We start from the raw sequence: 13959 nt of genomic DNA on the forward strand, positions 1-13959 counted from the left end.
CGGCCTGATAGACTTGGCGGTCCGTATTTCCGTCCGTCCGTCGCAGGAATCCCCATGAGCGCTACCGTGCATTACCCCCTGTCCGCCGTGGTCGCCGCCGACGAACTGAAGCTGGCGCTGTGCCTGGCCGCGGTCGATCCGGCGATCGGCGGGGTACTGATCGAGGGGCCGCGCGGAATGGCCAAGTCGACCCTGGCGCGGGGCGTCGCCGAACTGCTGCCGGCGGGCGAGTTCGTTACCCTGCCGCTGGGCGCCAGCGAGGAGCGCATCGTCGGCAGCCTCGACCTGGACGCCGCCCTCGGCGAAGGTCGCGCGCGGTTCTCCCCGGGCGTGCTGGCCAAGGCCGACGGCGGCGTGCTCTACGTCGACGAAGTGAACCTGCTGCCGGACCACCTGGTGGATTTGTTGCTCGACGTCGCCGCCAGTGGCGTCAACCTGGTCGAGCGCGATGGCATTTCCCACCGGCATCCGGCGCGTTTCGTGCTGATCGGCACGATGAATCCGGAAGAGGGCGAACTGCGCCCGCAACTGCTCGACCGTTTTGGCCTCAACGTGCGCCTCGACACCCAGCCGCCGCCGGCCGAGCGGGCAGAGATCATCCGTCGCCGGCTGGCCTTCGATGCCGACCCGCAGGCCTTCGTCGAACGCTGGGAAGGCCAGCAGGACACCCTGCGCCGCCGTTGCGCCGAGGCACGCCGGCAACTGGCGCGGATTCCCCTGGACGATGCGGCGCTGGACAGCATCGCCCGACGCTGCTTCGAGGCGGCTGTCGACGGCCTGCGTGCCGACCTGGTCTGGCTGCGCGCGGCGCGCGCCCATGCGGCCTGGCGCGGCGGCGAGCGGATCGAGGCGGAGGACATCGACGCGGTGGAACATTTCGCCCTGCTGCATCGCCGTCGCCAGTCGAGCCCGCCCCCATCGGCGGCCAATCCACCGCCACCGCCCGCGGCGGCCCCTGCCGCGCTCCCGGAGCGCACCGGCGACGGCGAGGGGCAGTGGGGCGAATTGCCGGCCCGGCCGGTGGCCATGGGGACCGCCCGCGAGCTGCCGCGCTGGCCAAAAAAGCCCTGAGCATCCGCCCGCGCTCGGTCATGGGTGCGGATGCCAGGAGCAGACCCGGGGCCCTGCGCGGCGGTCTTGGCGGCGCCCTGAGCCAGGGCGCGGAGGGCGCCATCCAATGGTTGCCGACCCTGCTGCGCGGACGTCCCCGACAGCGCCGCGACCTGCTGCGCCAGCCGCGCAGCCGGCGCCCGGGCGAACTCTGGCTGGTGATCGTCGATGCCTCCGCCAGCACCCGCCGGTACGGCGCCCTGGCCCAGGCCAAGGGGGTGTTGGCGACGCTGTTCGAGGAGGCCTATCGGCAACGCATCCGCCTGGCCGTGCTGCACGCCACCGGGCAGCAGGCGCAATGGCTCTGGCAGGGGCAGAAGGCCTCGCGGGAGTTGCAGGACTGGCTGCGCCAGCTGGGCGCCGGCGGCGGTACGCCGCTGCTCGACGCCTTGCACCAGGCCGCTGGCTGGCTGGCGCGCCGACAGCGGCAGAAACCCGCCGAGCATCAGCGTCTGCTGGTGCTTACCGACGGCCGCCTGCGCGACTGGCCGGCGCTGCCGGAGGCTGCCTGCCCGAGCCTGCTGATCGACCTCGAAAGCGGCCCGCTGCGCCTGGGCAAGGCCGAGCGCCTGGCCCGGGAGCTGGGGGCCGAGTATCGGCATATCAGTGAATTGAACGAAGTCTGAGGGCGTTTCGGCGAGCCCTGCGGCTTTTTCGGTCAAATTGTATTTCGACTGTAATTCAATAAATATTATGCGCGTAATATGTTCCTGCGATCCAGCCAATCCCTCTCACGGAGATATCCTCATGTCGCCGATTTCAGTCGTTATCGCCGGTTACGCCCGTTCGCCGTTCCACTTCGCCAGGAAAGGCGCGCTGGTCGATATCCGCCCGGATGACCTGGCCGCCGCGGTGCTCAGGGGCCTGGTGGAGAAACTCGATCTCGACCCTGCGCTGCTGGAGGACGTGGTCATGGGCTGCGCCTATCCGGAAGCGGAACAGGGCATGAACATCGCGCGCATCGCCAGTTTCCGCGCCGGCTTCCCGCAGAGCCTCGGCGGCGCGACACTCAACCGTTTCTGCGGTTCGTCCATGAGCGCCGTCCACTACGCCGCCGGACAAGTCCTGCTGGGCGCCGGGGAAGCCTTCATCGCCGCCGGGGTGGAGTCGATGACCCGGGTGCCGATGGGCGGTTTCAACCTGTCGCCCAATCCCGCGTTGCTGCAAGACTATCCGGCGGTGTACATGAGCATGGGGCAGACCGCCGAGAATGTCGCCGAGCGCTACGCCGTCAGCCGCCTCGAGCAGGAAGAGATGGCCGTACGCTCCCACGCCAAGGCAGTCGCCGCGCGCGAGGCCGGCTTGCTGCGCGAGGAGATCGTCGCCATCGACACCCCCGCCGGCCGGGTCGCCGAGGATGGTTGCATCCGCCCGGGTACCAACCTGGAGAGCCTGGCCCAGCTGAAGCCGGCGTTCGGCGGCAGTGTCACCGCCGCCACCTCGTCGCCGCTCACCGATGGCAGCGCCGCGCTGCTGGTCTGTAGCGAGGAATTCGCCCGCCGTCATGGGCTGGCGATCCTGGCGCGGATCAAGGCGGTGGCGGTGGCCGGCTGTGCGCCGGAAATCATGGGCATGGGCCCGGTGCAGGCGACGCGCAAGGTCTTGCAGCGGGCCGGGCTGGGCATCGCCGACATCGACCTGGTGGAGATCAACGAGGCCTTCGCCAGCCAATCCATCGCCTGCATCCGCGAACTGGGGCTGGACATGGACAGGATCAACCTGGATGGCGGCGCCCTGGCCCTCGGCCATCCGCTGGGCGCCACCGGCGCGCGGATCACCGGCAAGGCCGCCGCGTTGCTGCGGCGCACCGGCGGGCGCTATGCCATCGCCACCCAGTGCATCGCCGGCGGCCAGGGCGTGGCGACCCTGCTGGAAGCGGTGGAGTGATCGCGCGCCGATGAAAAAGGCCCGGTGGATGAGCCGGGCCTGGATGGGGAACCTGCGCCGGCGGCCCGGCGCAGGGTAGTCGCGGTTACTTGATGAAGTCGTGACCCCAGCGTTCGATCTGGCTGGCGCTCTTCTGCATCTGCAGCGACCGCGATTGTGCTTTCTGGCCGGCAGCGGCGATCTCGTCGTCGACCACCTTGGTCGACAGCGACAGCCAACTGGTCACGAAGGCCATGGCGTCGCTGTGGATCTCCAGGGCGTCCTGGTTGATGTTGGCGATGCCGTCGCACTTGCTGTGGTAGCACTCGTCGTAGGCCTTGCCGGCGGTGCCGCCGTACTTCTGCGCCTGCTCTTCGGTCTTCAGGCCCTCGGCGCCGGTGAACAGGCCGCCGAAGGCGATGCCGCTGTTGAAGAACTCGGCGTAGTCGGAGCGGAAGTCGATCTCGGTGCCTTCCGATTGCTGGCCGCGCAGGCGGAAGTAGGCTTCGAACAGGCGCTCGATGGCGGCCGAGCCGGGCGGACCCTGGAGGCCGAAGTCGGAACCGTCGCCGTCATAGATGAAGTTGCCGAAGTTCGGCGAGCCGATCATGTCGAAGTTCAGGTAGGCCTTGATCTTCTTCTTCTCTTCCGGGGCGAGGTTCTGCACGTAGTGGGTCGAGCCCACCAGGCCGGCTTCCTCGGCGCCCCACCAGGCGAAGCGCACCTTGTTGACCGGCAGCGCCTTGGCCAGCAGCACGGCCATCTCCAGTTGGGCGGCGCTGCCCGAACCGTTGTCGTTGATACCGGGGCCTTCGAACACCGAGTCGAGGTGCGCGCCGACCATCACCACGTTGTTCGGGTTGCCGCGACGAGTCTCGGCGACCACGTTGTAGGTCTCGGTCTTCTTGCGTACCACATCGACCACCAGGTGCAACTGCAGGTCCGGGGTCTGCGACCAGGCCACGCCGTTGTCGTAGGTGGCGAAGATCACCGGGATGCCGCCCTCGTAGGATTCGCCCACGGTGACGTTCTCCAGGCCCTTGCGGTCGTCGGTGTTGCCCTGGTTGAAGATGATCACCCCGGCGGCGCCGGCGGCCGCGGCGTTCTCGGCCTTCTGCTCGAAGTTGCAGGTGCCGCGCTGGATCAGCGCGATCGAGCCGGCCGGGAAGTTGGCGAAGTCTTCCGCCTCGCAACCGCTGGTGGAGGTGTTGCCGGCGCCGAGGGACAGGTCCACCGGGACCACCTTGGCGGTGACGTCGCCTGCCTCGGTCTGCGACAGGTAGGTGAAATCCTTCTCCCATTCGTAGCTGACCGGCTGCGGCACGGTGGCGCTCAGGCTACCCGGGCCCTTCGGGTAATAGGCGGTGAACGGGAAGGGCTGCACGCTGACCTTGTAGCCGGCTTTCTGCAGGGTCTGCTTCACGTAGTCGACGGAGGCCTGGTAGCCCGGCGTGGCGGCGGCGCGATTGCCGTCGTTGAGACTGGCGATGTCCTCCAGCTTCTGCAGGCGCTTGACCACGTTGCTGGCCTGCAGGCAGCGCGGCAGGCCGAGCGGGGTGCTGACCAGCAACGGCGATTTGCAGATCGACGGGTTGGGTTTGCCGGGGGTCCAGAACTCGGTGAACTGTTGCGCTTCCGAAGGTGCCGCCAGGGATGCGGCGGAAACCGAGAGGGCTAGGGCGCCGAGTGCGTATCTGAGATTGTTCTTGTTGCTCATGAGACTCCGTTCCTTGTGAGGCGATGATCGATAAGCCGTTGATGGCATGGCGCTATTGCCCGAAATGCCGCCTCGGGCACGGCCTGACTGCCAGACTAGGAGTGCTTTCCGGGCTGTCCTGGCGTAATTCCTGAAATGTGAATTTCATCAACTTTTTGCGGAAGAGTTGCTGATAGCTCGCTGGCGGGATGGAGGGCGGCTTTCTATCGTTAATGCCCTTCGGCTCGGGCCCATGGCCGTTGGTCGGGGCTGGGAGGATGGTGCAGCAGGAAGGAAACCGTCTGGCGCGCGGATAAGCGCGCGAGCGGAAGTGGCTGGCACCAGCGCTGTCACAGATTTGTCGGAAATTTTGTATACATTTGTCTGGATATTTTCGGATCGAATTGTCTACAGTGTGCGCACAACAATAAAAGCGAGAACAGCGCACCATGAAAACGACGTCCTCCGGAACCCCACCCGTTCCACGGCCTGAAGACGAGAACCTCGGTGTCGGCGCCAACATGGCCTACGGCCTGCAACATGTGCTGACCATGTATGGCGGTATCGTCGCGGTCCCCCTGATCCTCGGCCAGGCCGCCGGCCTCGCGCCCGGCGACATCGGCCTGCTGATTGCCGCTTCGCTGTTCGCCGGCGGCCTGGCGACCCTGTTGCAAACGCTCGGCGTGCCGTTCTTCGGTTGCCAGTTGCCGTTGGTCCAGGGGGTGTCCTTCGCTGGCGTGGCGACCATGGTGGCGATCATCGGCAGCGGTGGCAGCGGCGGCATTCCCGCGGTGCTCGGCGCGGTGATGGCGGCCTCGCTGATCGGGCTGCTGATCACGCCGATCTTCTCGCGCATCACCAAGTTCTTCCCGCCGCTGGTGACCGGCATCGTCATCACCACCATCGGCCTGACCCTGATGCCGGTCGCCGCGCGCTGGGCGATGGGCGGCAACAGCCACGCGCCGGACTTCGGCAGCATGGCCAACATCGGCCTGGCGGCGATCACCCTGGTCATCGTGCTGCTGCTGAGCAAGCTCGGCAGCGCCTCGATCTCGCGCCTGTCGATACTCCTGGCGATGGTCATCGGCACCGTCATCGCGGTGTTCCTCGGCATGGCCGACTTCTCCAAGGTCACCGAAGGCCCGCTGGTGGCGTTTCCCACGCCGTTCCACTTCGGCATGCCGACCTTCCAGGTCGCCGCGATCATCTCGATGTGCATCGTGATCATGGTGACCCTGGTGGAAACCTCGGCGGACATCCTCGCGGTAGGCGAGATCATCGACACCAAGGTCGACTCGCGGCGCCTGGGCAACGGCCTGCGCGCGGACATGTTCTCCAGCATGCTGGCGCCGATCTTCGGCTCCTTCACCCAGAGCGCCTTTGCCCAGAACGTCGGCCTGGTGGCGGTGACCGGGATCAAGAGCCGCTACGTGGTCGCCACCGGCGGGTTGTTCCTGGTGATCCTCGGCCTGCTGCCGGTGATGGGCCGGGTGATCGCCGCGGTACCCACCGCCGTGCTCGGCGGCGCCGGCATCGTGTTGTTCGGCACGGTCGCCGCCAGCGGCATCCGCACCCTGTCGAAGGTGGACTACCGCAACAACATGAACCTGATCATCGTCGCCACTTCGATCGGCTTCGGCATGATCCCGATCGCCGCGCCGACCTTCTATGATCACTTCCCCAGCTGGTTCGCCACCATCTTCCATTCCGGCATCAGTTCTTCGGCGATCATGGCGATCCTGCTCAACCTGGCGTTCAACCACTTCACCGCCGGCAACTCCGACCAGCAGTCGGTGTTCGTCGCCGCCAGCGAGCGGACCCTGCGCTACCAGGACATCGCCGCCCTGCACGAAGGCGACTATTTCCTCGACGGCAAGCTGTACGACGCCCAGGGCAACGAAGTGCCGCTGGCCGGCGACGACAGCCATGGCGCGCCGTCGCGACGGCGCAGCGAAACCGCTGAAGCCGGCAGCGCCTGAGCCGCGCCGTGCTGAACGACGGCCCTCCTCGCGAGGGCCGTTTTCGTTGTGCGCTTCAGAACAGCGCCTTGCCGCGGTCCAGGCGCTGGTCCACCAGCCATTTACCGTGGGCGATGGAGGCGCGCTGGGCGTTTTCCAGGTCGGCGAGGAAGGCGAAGCGCACGGGCAGGGCGATGCGCTTGCTGGTGTGGCCTTCGGGATCGGTGATGTGGCAGCCGCCGGCCCAGGGCGTGGGAATGCCCGGATGCTCGACGACGTCGGCGGTGATGGTGTAGCTGCGGTGCTGGCAGTGCAGGCTGGCCATGGCATGCTCCTCTCTGTCGGAGGCCGACCCGGCTACCTGCGCGACGCCTGTGGTTGCCACGGAGGAGCCTCGGGGCGGCGAGGATTTCCCTGCGTGTCCCTATCCCTATAGCAGATCGTCGCCGATCCGCCGCGAGAGCCGACGAAGGGCCCCGCTCAGCGGCGCTGGCGACGGCCGAGCATGCGCTCCAGGGTGCCGTCGCGGCGGACCCACTGGTGGTAGCCGGCGGCGAGCGCATGGAGCAGCACCACCGAGGTGCTCAGCCACAGGCCGACCACGCGGTGAACGGCGTCGAAGGGCTTCTCGAACGCCTCCCAGCTCAGGTTCCAGGTTTGTGAAATCCAGGCGAACAGCGCGGTGTCCTTGAAGCTGGGTACCACGAACAGGCCGAAGTCGGTGGGCAGGCGGGTGCCGACGTAGCCGGTGAGCGGCATCACCAGCATCAAGGCATACAGCGACAGGTGCGCGTAGTGCGCCAGGCGGTGCTCCAGCGGCGTCCCGGGGACCGCTGGCAGGCGCGGCCCGCGCAGCCGCGAGACGATCCGAGGGACCAGCAGCAGGCCGACCAGCAGGCCCAGCACCCAGTGCAGGTTGAGTACCGGCAGGCGCTGCGGGTGGTCGTGGCCGAGCACCCAGATGACGAAATAGGCCAGCACGATCGCGCCGATGAAACAGAACGCCATGCTCCAGTGCAGCAGGCGGGTGGACAGGCTGTAGACGGTCGCTGGATGCGTCACGGGAATGCCTCGCAGAGAGTGAAGGCGTGCAATCTATGAAACGTCCGGAGAGCGATCAAACGTATTTATGGATAATCGATAACGGAAAACTTAATCGAAACTTTCAAATGTGACGTTATTGCACCGAAACAGTGCTGCGAGTCGCTTTTTTCCGAACCGGAAGCTACTTGGCGGAATAATTCCGGGTCGGGATCATTGTAAGTTGGTTTTTCCTTCGCCCCGGCGCTCGCGCCACGCCGGCAGAGCCTGGGGCGGGGCGCGGCTGACCCTCAAGCATTATCGGGAAATATATTCCGTTGTCTTTCCGCTGACGTTTTGCCGACAGCAAGCTGACACAGATGTAATTGAACTCGATCGCTTCGTTTCTATAGTCTTCGAACACTTCGCCGTGCACTTTCAAGGACGGCAAGTGCATATCCTGCGTCTTTTCCGCCATGACGATTCTCGAGGTGAGAGCATGAGTAGTGAGCACGATGGCAAGGACCAGGACGACCTGTTCTCCCCGTTGCCTTACCTGCTGGTTTCCGGCGCTGTCGTGCTCATGACCCTGCTGCTGCGCTGCCTGTTCTGCCCGGGCGAGCAGTTCTGATCGCCCGGACCGGGACGACTCAGCGACCGCGGCTGAGGAAGTCGATCACCAGGCGATTCATCGGCGCGGCGCACTCTTCCGGCAGCCAGTGGCCGCAGCCGGGCAGGACATGGCCTTCGACGTCGTCCGCATAGGCTTTCATCTGCTCCAGCTGGAGCGTGCCCATGCCGCCGTGGCCGCCGCCGGCGAGGGTCATGGTTGGCATCTGCAGGCGGGTCTTCGCCAGTTCGGCGTTCTGCCGCACGCTCTCGTTCAACGCGCGGTAGTACTCGAACGAGGCGTTCAGGCTGTGCGGCTTGGCGTACGACCTGGCGTACAGATCCAGCAGGCGCTCGCTGAACACCTCGGTGTTGCTGGAATGGGACTTGATGAAGTGCTCGAGGAAGAGGCGTTCCTTGCCGGCAATCAGGGTTTCCGCCAGGCGGTCGTCGGCGGCGAAGAAACTGAAGTGCCAGACCAGCGACTCGCCCTGGGCGGTGAAGGCCGGGAAGCGGTAGATCCGCGCGTCCGGGATCGGCGCTTCCATGTACACCAGGCGGGCGATGTCGGCCTGGTTCTTCACCACCATCGGGTAGGTGTTCCAGATACCGATGTCGTGGGCCACCAGGTCGAACGGGCGATCCGGGCTGAATTGCCGGGCCAGCTTGTGCAGGTAGACGGCGACCTGTTCGCCGCTATAGCCGGTCTTCGGCGGCTCGGACTGGCCGAGGCCGGGCAGGTCCGGCGCGATCACGGTGAAGCGCTTGGCCAGTTCCGGCATCAGTTGGTGCCATTCGTACCAGGTCTGGCCGAAACCGTGTACCAGCATCACCAGCGGCCCCTGGCCGCCTTTCACGTAGTGCAGCTTCACGCCGTCGACTTCCCGGTAGGCGCTTTCGAAGCCATTCGGGACGGGGAATTCCTCGGCGGCGAAGCCGCCCAGGGAGAAGGTCAGGGCGATGCCGGCCAGGAGGCCGCGGCAGAGTCTATCGAGGATCATGGTTGTGCTTCCTTGGTGGGCTCAGTGAGGGATTTGGCCGCCGAGGGACGGCTCGGTGGCAGCTTGGCGTGGCGCCAGCATCAGCAGCAGGGCCACGGCCATCGCCGCCAGGCAGACCAGCGCGCCGACCTCGCCGAGCGGCGCCAGGCCGCTGCCGTCGATCACCCGGCTGCCGGCGAGGGCGCCGATGCCGATCCCGGCGTTGCAGGCGGAGATGTTCAGCGAGGCGGCGAACGCCGGGGCCCGCGGCGCGGACTTCATCACCCGCACCTGGCCGACGATGAACAGTGCTGCCTGGGCCACGCCCCAGGTCGCCAGGGCGGCGGCGAGCAGCCAGGCGTTGCCGAGGGTCGGCACCAGGGCGAGCATGCCCAGCGCCATCAGCAGGACGAACAGCAGGGTTGCGCCCAGCGGGCTGCGATCCACCAGGCGCCCGCCGAGCCAGTTGCCGAGCAGGCCTACCGCGCCGAAGCCCATCAGCGTCCAGCCGACCAGCGAACCGCTGAAGCCGGCCAGGCGCTGGAGGATGTCGGCCAGGTAGGTGTAGGGGGTGAACATGCCGGTGAAGACCAGCAGCGACAGCAACAGGTGGCCGAGCACCAGCGGTTGGCGCAACACGCTCGCCTGGCTGCGCAGCGAGATGCCCGGCCGTCCGGGAATGCGCGGCAGCCAGGCGGCCAGCAGCAGCGCCTTGGCCAGGGCCAGCGCGGCGAGTGCGGCGAATGCCAGGCGCCAACCCCAGGCGTCGGCGATCAGCGTGCCGATGGGAATGCCAAGTACGGTGGCGGCGACGATGCCGAAGAACACCAGCGCCACGGCGCGCCCTTCGCGCGAGGGGCCGGCCAGGTGCGCGGCGGTTTCGCTGGCCATGGCCCAGAACACCGGGAGCGCCAGGGCCGGGACGAAGCGCGCCACGGCCATCGTCCAGATATCGCCGGCCACGGCGGCCAGCGCATTGGCCGCGGCGAACAGCAGCAGGCAGGCGACGAACAGCCGCTTGCGTTCGACGCCCGCCAGCGCGGCGGTGAGGAACGGACCGAAGGCGGCGACGCTGAAGGCGAACAGGCTGACCAGCAGGCCGGCCTGGGCGACGCTGACCTGGAGGTCTGCGGCAAGCGCCGGGAGCAGGCCGACGATGACGAACTCGGTGGTCAGGATGGTGAAGCCGGCGGCGGCCAGCAGGAGGATCGGCAATAGCACGGCAAGACTCCTCCGCGAGCGCAGCCGTGGCCGCGCCCGGGAACGATGCATGGGAGGGAAGGGAATCAGGCCGTAGCGGACTGGCCGAGGGTCGGGTAATCGGTGTAGCCGGCAGCGTCGCCACCGTAGAACCGCGCCTGGTTGGCCTCGGCCAGCGGCGCGCCGAGACGGATCCGCTCGACCAGGTCGGGGTTGGCGATGAACGGCCGGCCGATCGCCACCGCGTCGGCCAGTCCGGCCTGGAGTATCGCTTCGGCACGCTCGGCGTCGTAGTTGCCGCAGACGATCAGCGGCGCGCGGAAGCGTTCGCGCAGGCGCTCGCGGAAGCTTTGCGGGTAGGCCGGGCCGCCGCTCCATTCCCACTCGGCCAGGTGCAGGTAGGCGATGCCGCGTCGCTGCAGGGCTTCGGCGAGGTAAAGGGTCATCGCTTCCGGCTCGTCGTCGTGCATGTCGTTGATCGTGCCCCAGGGCGACAGGCGCAGGCCGACGCGCTCGGCACCGACCGCGGCGACCAGCGCGTCGACGATCTCCAGCAGGAACCGCGCGCGGTTCTCCAGGCTACCGCCATAGGCATCGCTGCGCCGGTTGCTGGCGCTGGCGAGGAACTGGTTGATCAGGTAGCCATTGGCGCCATGCAGCTCGACCAGGTCGAAGCCGGCGTCGAGCGCGTTGCGTGCGGCGCGGACGAATTCGTCGCGGACCCGGCGGATGTCTTCCAGGGTCATTTCCCGCGGCGCGTCGGCGGGCGCCATGGACCCGCCGCCCTGGCCATCGGCGATGAACACCTGGGCCTTGGCCTGGATCGGCGAGGGCGCGATCGGCGCCTCGCCGCCGGCCTGCAGCGAGCGATGCGACATGCGCCCGACATGCCAGAGCTGCGCGGCGATCAGTCCGCCGGCGGCGTGCACCGCCTCGGTGACCTGGCGCCAGCCGGCCAGTTGCGCCTCGCTGTAGATACCGGGGGTGTAGGCGTAGCCCTGGCCGAGGCGGGAAATCTGCGTGCCCTCGCTGACGATCAGCCCGGCGCCGGCGCGCTGCGCATAGTAGAGAGCGTTCAGGGCGGTCGGCACGTCGCCCGGCTGTTGCGCCCGGGAGCGGGTCATCGGCGCCATGACGATGCGGTTGCGCAAGGCCAGGTTGCCTACGGCGAGCGGGGAGAGGAGCAGGTTGGACATGGTCTTTTCCTTTCGAAGGCGGCAGGGAGATGGCTTGAATATCTGTATCGGTCGCTAAATAATATGGCGATGGCAACGCTCGTCAAGTAAATTTATAGTGATCGATACAAATAATGGAGGTCAGGATGGCAACGCGAGGCAGGCCACGGGCATTCGACAGGGACACCGCCCTGCAGCGAGCCATGGACGTGTTCTGGGTGCGTGGCTACGAAGGCGCTTCGCTGGCGGCCCTGACCGAGGCGATGGAAATCAGGCCGCCCAGCCTGTACGCCGCCTTCGGCAGCAAGGAAGGGCTGTTCCGCGAAGCCCTGGCCCACTATCTCGGCCAGCACGGCCGCTATCGCCGGGATGTCCTCGATGGCGCGCCGAGCGCCCGCGAGGGCGTGGCCGAGCTGCTCCGCGAGACCGTCGCGCGCTTCTGTTCCGACGAGTTCCCGCGCGGTTGCCTGGTGGTGCTCGCGGCGCTGACCGGAACCCCGGAAAGCGAGGCGGTGCGGGACGCGTTGAGCGCCGAGCGCGGCGAGTCGATCCGCCTGTTCCGTGAGCGCATGCGGCGCGGCATCGCTGACGGCGACCTGGCGGCGGACACCGACGTGGAGGAGTTGGCGACCTTCTATGCCACCGTGCTGTTCGGCCTCAGCGTGCAGGCCAAGGACCGGGTGCCTTGCGAGCGCCTGCTGGCGGTGGTCGAACGGGCGCTGCGCGCCTGGCCCTGAGCGGGCCGCATCAGGCCGCCGCGCTGCGGCGCAGCCATTCCAGCAGCAGCGTGGCAGGCTCTCCGGCCTGCAACGGTCGCGGGGTCAGCAGGTGATAGCTGCTGCCGTCGGCGAGGAATCCCAGTGGCGCCGCCAGCAGGCCGGCGGCCAGATCGTCGCGCACCAGTTGCCAGGGACCGATGGCCACGCCGAGTCCGGCGCCGGCCGCCTGCAGGCTCAGGTAGAAGTGCTCGAAGCGCTGCCCTTCGGTCGTCGCCGGCGCCTGTCCGGCGAGACGGGTCCAGGTGTTCCAGGCTTGCGGGCGGGTCGCCGTGTGCAGGCGCGGTGCGACGGCGCGAAGCCCGGGCGGGCCTGCATCGAGGTGGAAATGCCGTTCGACGTCGCTCGCCCGGCAGACCGGCCCGACCTGCTCGTCGAACAGCCAGTGGGCATGGCTGCCGGGCGGCCAGGGGAAGTCGTTGCGGCGGATCGCCAGGTCGATGCCGCGGCCGAAGGCGAACGGCCCGCCGCCGGCGACCAGCTGGATCGACAGTCGTGGCTGTTCCTGCATGAATCCGGCGATCCGCGGGATCAGCCAGCGCATCAGCAAGGTCGGTTCGCAGGACAGCACCAGCGCGGTGGGGCCGGCCTCCGCGCGCAGGGTCTCGCCGGTGCGCTCGATCAGGTCGAGGGCCGGGCCGGTGCCGGCGAGCAGGCGCCTGCCGGCCTCGCTGAGGAAAACCCGCTGGCCGCGGCGTTCGAAGAGCGCACAACCGAGTTCCTCTTCCAGGGTCCGCACGGCGCGGCTGATGGCACCGTGGGTCAGGCACAGGGCCTCGGCGGCACGGGAAAAGTTCTCCAGGCGGGCGGCGGCCTCGAAGCAGCGCAGGGCGTTCAGCGAGGGCAGGCGACGGCGCCTGAATGGTGAGTTTTCCTCACCGTGGTTGTCAGTATTCATCGTTCTCGCTCGGCGCCAAGGCCCGGTAGATTGTGGAGTCCATTCTACCTTGGAGCCTTCCAGGCATGACAGAATTGCTAGCTTTCCTGACCATCACCGTGCTCGCGGTGATCAGCCCCGGCGCCGATTTCGCCATGGTCTCGCGCAACAGCCTGCTGTATTCCCGCCGCGCCGGCCTGCTCACCGCGCTGGGCATCGGTGCGGGGGTAACGGTACATGTCGGCTACAGCATCCTCGGCGTCGGCGTGCTGGTGCGCGAGTCGCTGGCGCTGTTCACCGCGCTGAAGCTGGCGGGCGCCGCCTACCTGGTGTTCCTCGGCCTGCGCATGCTGCTGGCGCGGGAGGTTGCGGTGGCGGACGAGGTGGCGGGCGGCGCCGGGGTTTCGTCCTGGGCGATGTTGCGCAGTGGCTTCCTGACCAATGCGCTCAATCCGAAGACCTGCCTGTTCGTGGTCAGCCTCTTCATGCAGGTGATCGATCCGCATACCGCGTTGCCGGCGCAATTGGGCTACGGGGTCTTCATCGCGGTCGCCCACGTGGCCTGGTTCGGCCTGGTCGCCTGCTTTCTCTCGAGCCCGGCGGTGCGCGGCCGGCTCCTGCGTTTCCGTCGGCGCATCGACCAGTTCTTCGGCGCCCTGCTGGTCGGTTTCGGCGTCCTGCTGGGGGCGAAA

Annotated in this window: 14 protein-coding genes; 7 read left to right on the forward strand and 7 right to left on the reverse strand. The window is 67.7% G+C overall.

The features are described from left to right. The first annotated feature begins 54 nt into the window (after positions 1 to 54). The 3 genes from HMPREF2886_RS17490 to HMPREF2886_RS17500 all read left to right on the forward strand — a co-directional run bounded on the left by HMPREF2886_RS17490 (position 55) and on the right by HMPREF2886_RS17500 (position 2997). Positions 55 to 1071, forward strand: a complete 1017-nt coding sequence (locus tag HMPREF2886_RS17490; RefSeq protein WP_033975988.1) for a magnesium chelatase ATPase subunit I — start codon at positions 55 to 57, stop codon at positions 1069 to 1071. Between the two features lie 20 nt (positions 1072 to 1091). After that, positions 1092 to 1736, forward strand: a complete 645-nt coding sequence (locus HMPREF2886_RS17495; protein WP_033970397.1) for a vWA domain-containing protein — start codon at positions 1092 to 1094, stop codon at positions 1734 to 1736. Positions 1737 to 1857: 121 nt separating this feature from the next. Continuing rightward, positions 1858 to 2997 (forward strand): thiolase family protein, encoded by a 1140-nt coding sequence (locus HMPREF2886_RS17500; protein ID WP_070747938.1) that lies wholly within the window; start codon positions 1858 to 1860, stop codon positions 2995 to 2997. 85 nt (positions 2998 to 3082) lie between these two features. On the opposite strand, the gene paaP is transcribed toward HMPREF2886_RS17500, so the two are convergent. Next, entirely contained in the window at positions 3083 to 4693 is a 1611-nt protein-coding gene (gene paaP, locus HMPREF2886_RS17505) for an aminopeptidase PaaP (RefSeq protein WP_033970394.1), read from the reverse strand. Between the two features lie 428 nt (positions 4694 to 5121). Between paaP and HMPREF2886_RS17510 the strand changes: the two genes are divergently transcribed. Further along, positions 5122 to 6651: a nucleobase:cation symporter-2 family protein gene (locus HMPREF2886_RS17510; RefSeq protein WP_033970391.1), complete on the forward strand. Its 1530-nt coding sequence runs from the start codon at positions 5122 to 5124 to the stop codon at positions 6649 to 6651. A gap of 55 nt (positions 6652 to 6706) precedes the next feature. On the opposite strand, the gene HMPREF2886_RS17515 is transcribed toward HMPREF2886_RS17510, so the two are convergent. Continuing rightward, on the reverse strand, positions 6707 to 6955 hold the full coding sequence (locus HMPREF2886_RS17515; protein ID WP_003091048.1) for a hypothetical protein: 249 nt from the start codon (positions 6953 to 6955) through the stop codon (positions 6707 to 6709). A 155-nt stretch (positions 6956 to 7110) separates the two neighbouring features. Next, on the reverse strand, positions 7111 to 7692 hold the full coding sequence (locus tag HMPREF2886_RS17520; protein ID WP_003118076.1) for a cytochrome b: 582 nt from the start codon (positions 7690 to 7692) through the stop codon (positions 7111 to 7113). Positions 7693 to 8149: 457 nt separating this feature from the next. On the opposite strand from HMPREF2886_RS17520, the gene HMPREF2886_RS35020 reads away from it, so the two are divergent. Next, positions 8150 to 8281, forward strand: coding sequence for a hypothetical protein (locus HMPREF2886_RS35020; protein WP_003091046.1), 132 nt, complete (start codon positions 8150 to 8152; stop codon positions 8279 to 8281). Positions 8282 to 8300: 19 nt separating this feature from the next. On the opposite strand, the gene cif is transcribed toward HMPREF2886_RS35020, so the two are convergent. The 3 genes from cif to HMPREF2886_RS17545 form a co-directional block, all read right to left on the reverse strand. Next, positions 8301 to 9260, reverse strand: a complete 960-nt coding sequence (cif, locus tag HMPREF2886_RS17535) for a CFTR inhibitory factor Cif (protein ID WP_070747941.1) — start codon at positions 9258 to 9260, stop codon at positions 8301 to 8303. Between the two features lie 21 nt (positions 9261 to 9281). After that, positions 9282 to 10460, reverse strand: coding sequence for an MFS transporter (locus tag HMPREF2886_RS17540; RefSeq protein WP_070747943.1), 1179 nt, complete (start codon positions 10458 to 10460; stop codon positions 9282 to 9284). A gap of 65 nt (positions 10461 to 10525) precedes the next feature. Beyond that, positions 10526 to 11635: an alkene reductase gene (locus tag HMPREF2886_RS17545; RefSeq protein WP_070747945.1), complete on the reverse strand. Its 1110-nt coding sequence runs from the start codon at positions 11633 to 11635 to the stop codon at positions 10526 to 10528. A gap of 125 nt (positions 11636 to 11760) precedes the next feature. On the opposite strand from HMPREF2886_RS17545, the gene HMPREF2886_RS17550 reads away from it, so the two are divergent. Next, positions 11761 to 12351 carry a TetR/AcrR family transcriptional regulator gene (locus tag HMPREF2886_RS17550; protein WP_003119828.1) on the forward strand — a complete coding sequence of 197 codons (591 nt, stop codon included), beginning with the start codon at positions 11761 to 11763 and terminating at the stop codon, positions 12349 to 12351. Between the two features lie 10 nt (positions 12352 to 12361). Here HMPREF2886_RS17550 and HMPREF2886_RS17555 read toward each other — a convergent pair whose 3' ends face one another. Beyond that, positions 12362 to 13288: a LysR family transcriptional regulator gene (locus HMPREF2886_RS17555; protein WP_003122498.1), complete on the reverse strand. Its 927-nt coding sequence runs from the start codon at positions 13286 to 13288 to the stop codon at positions 12362 to 12364. Between the two features lie 65 nt (positions 13289 to 13353). Between HMPREF2886_RS17555 and HMPREF2886_RS17560 the strand changes: the two genes are divergently transcribed. Beyond that, the coding region (locus HMPREF2886_RS17560; protein ID WP_070747947.1) for a LysE family transporter at positions 13354 to 13959 on the forward strand (606 nt) is incomplete at its 3' end.

The sequence above is a fragment of the Pseudomonas sp. HMSC066A08 genome (assembly GCF_001813025.1).
Classification (GTDB): Bacteria; Pseudomonadota; Gammaproteobacteria; order Pseudomonadales; family Pseudomonadaceae; genus Pseudomonas; species Pseudomonas aeruginosa.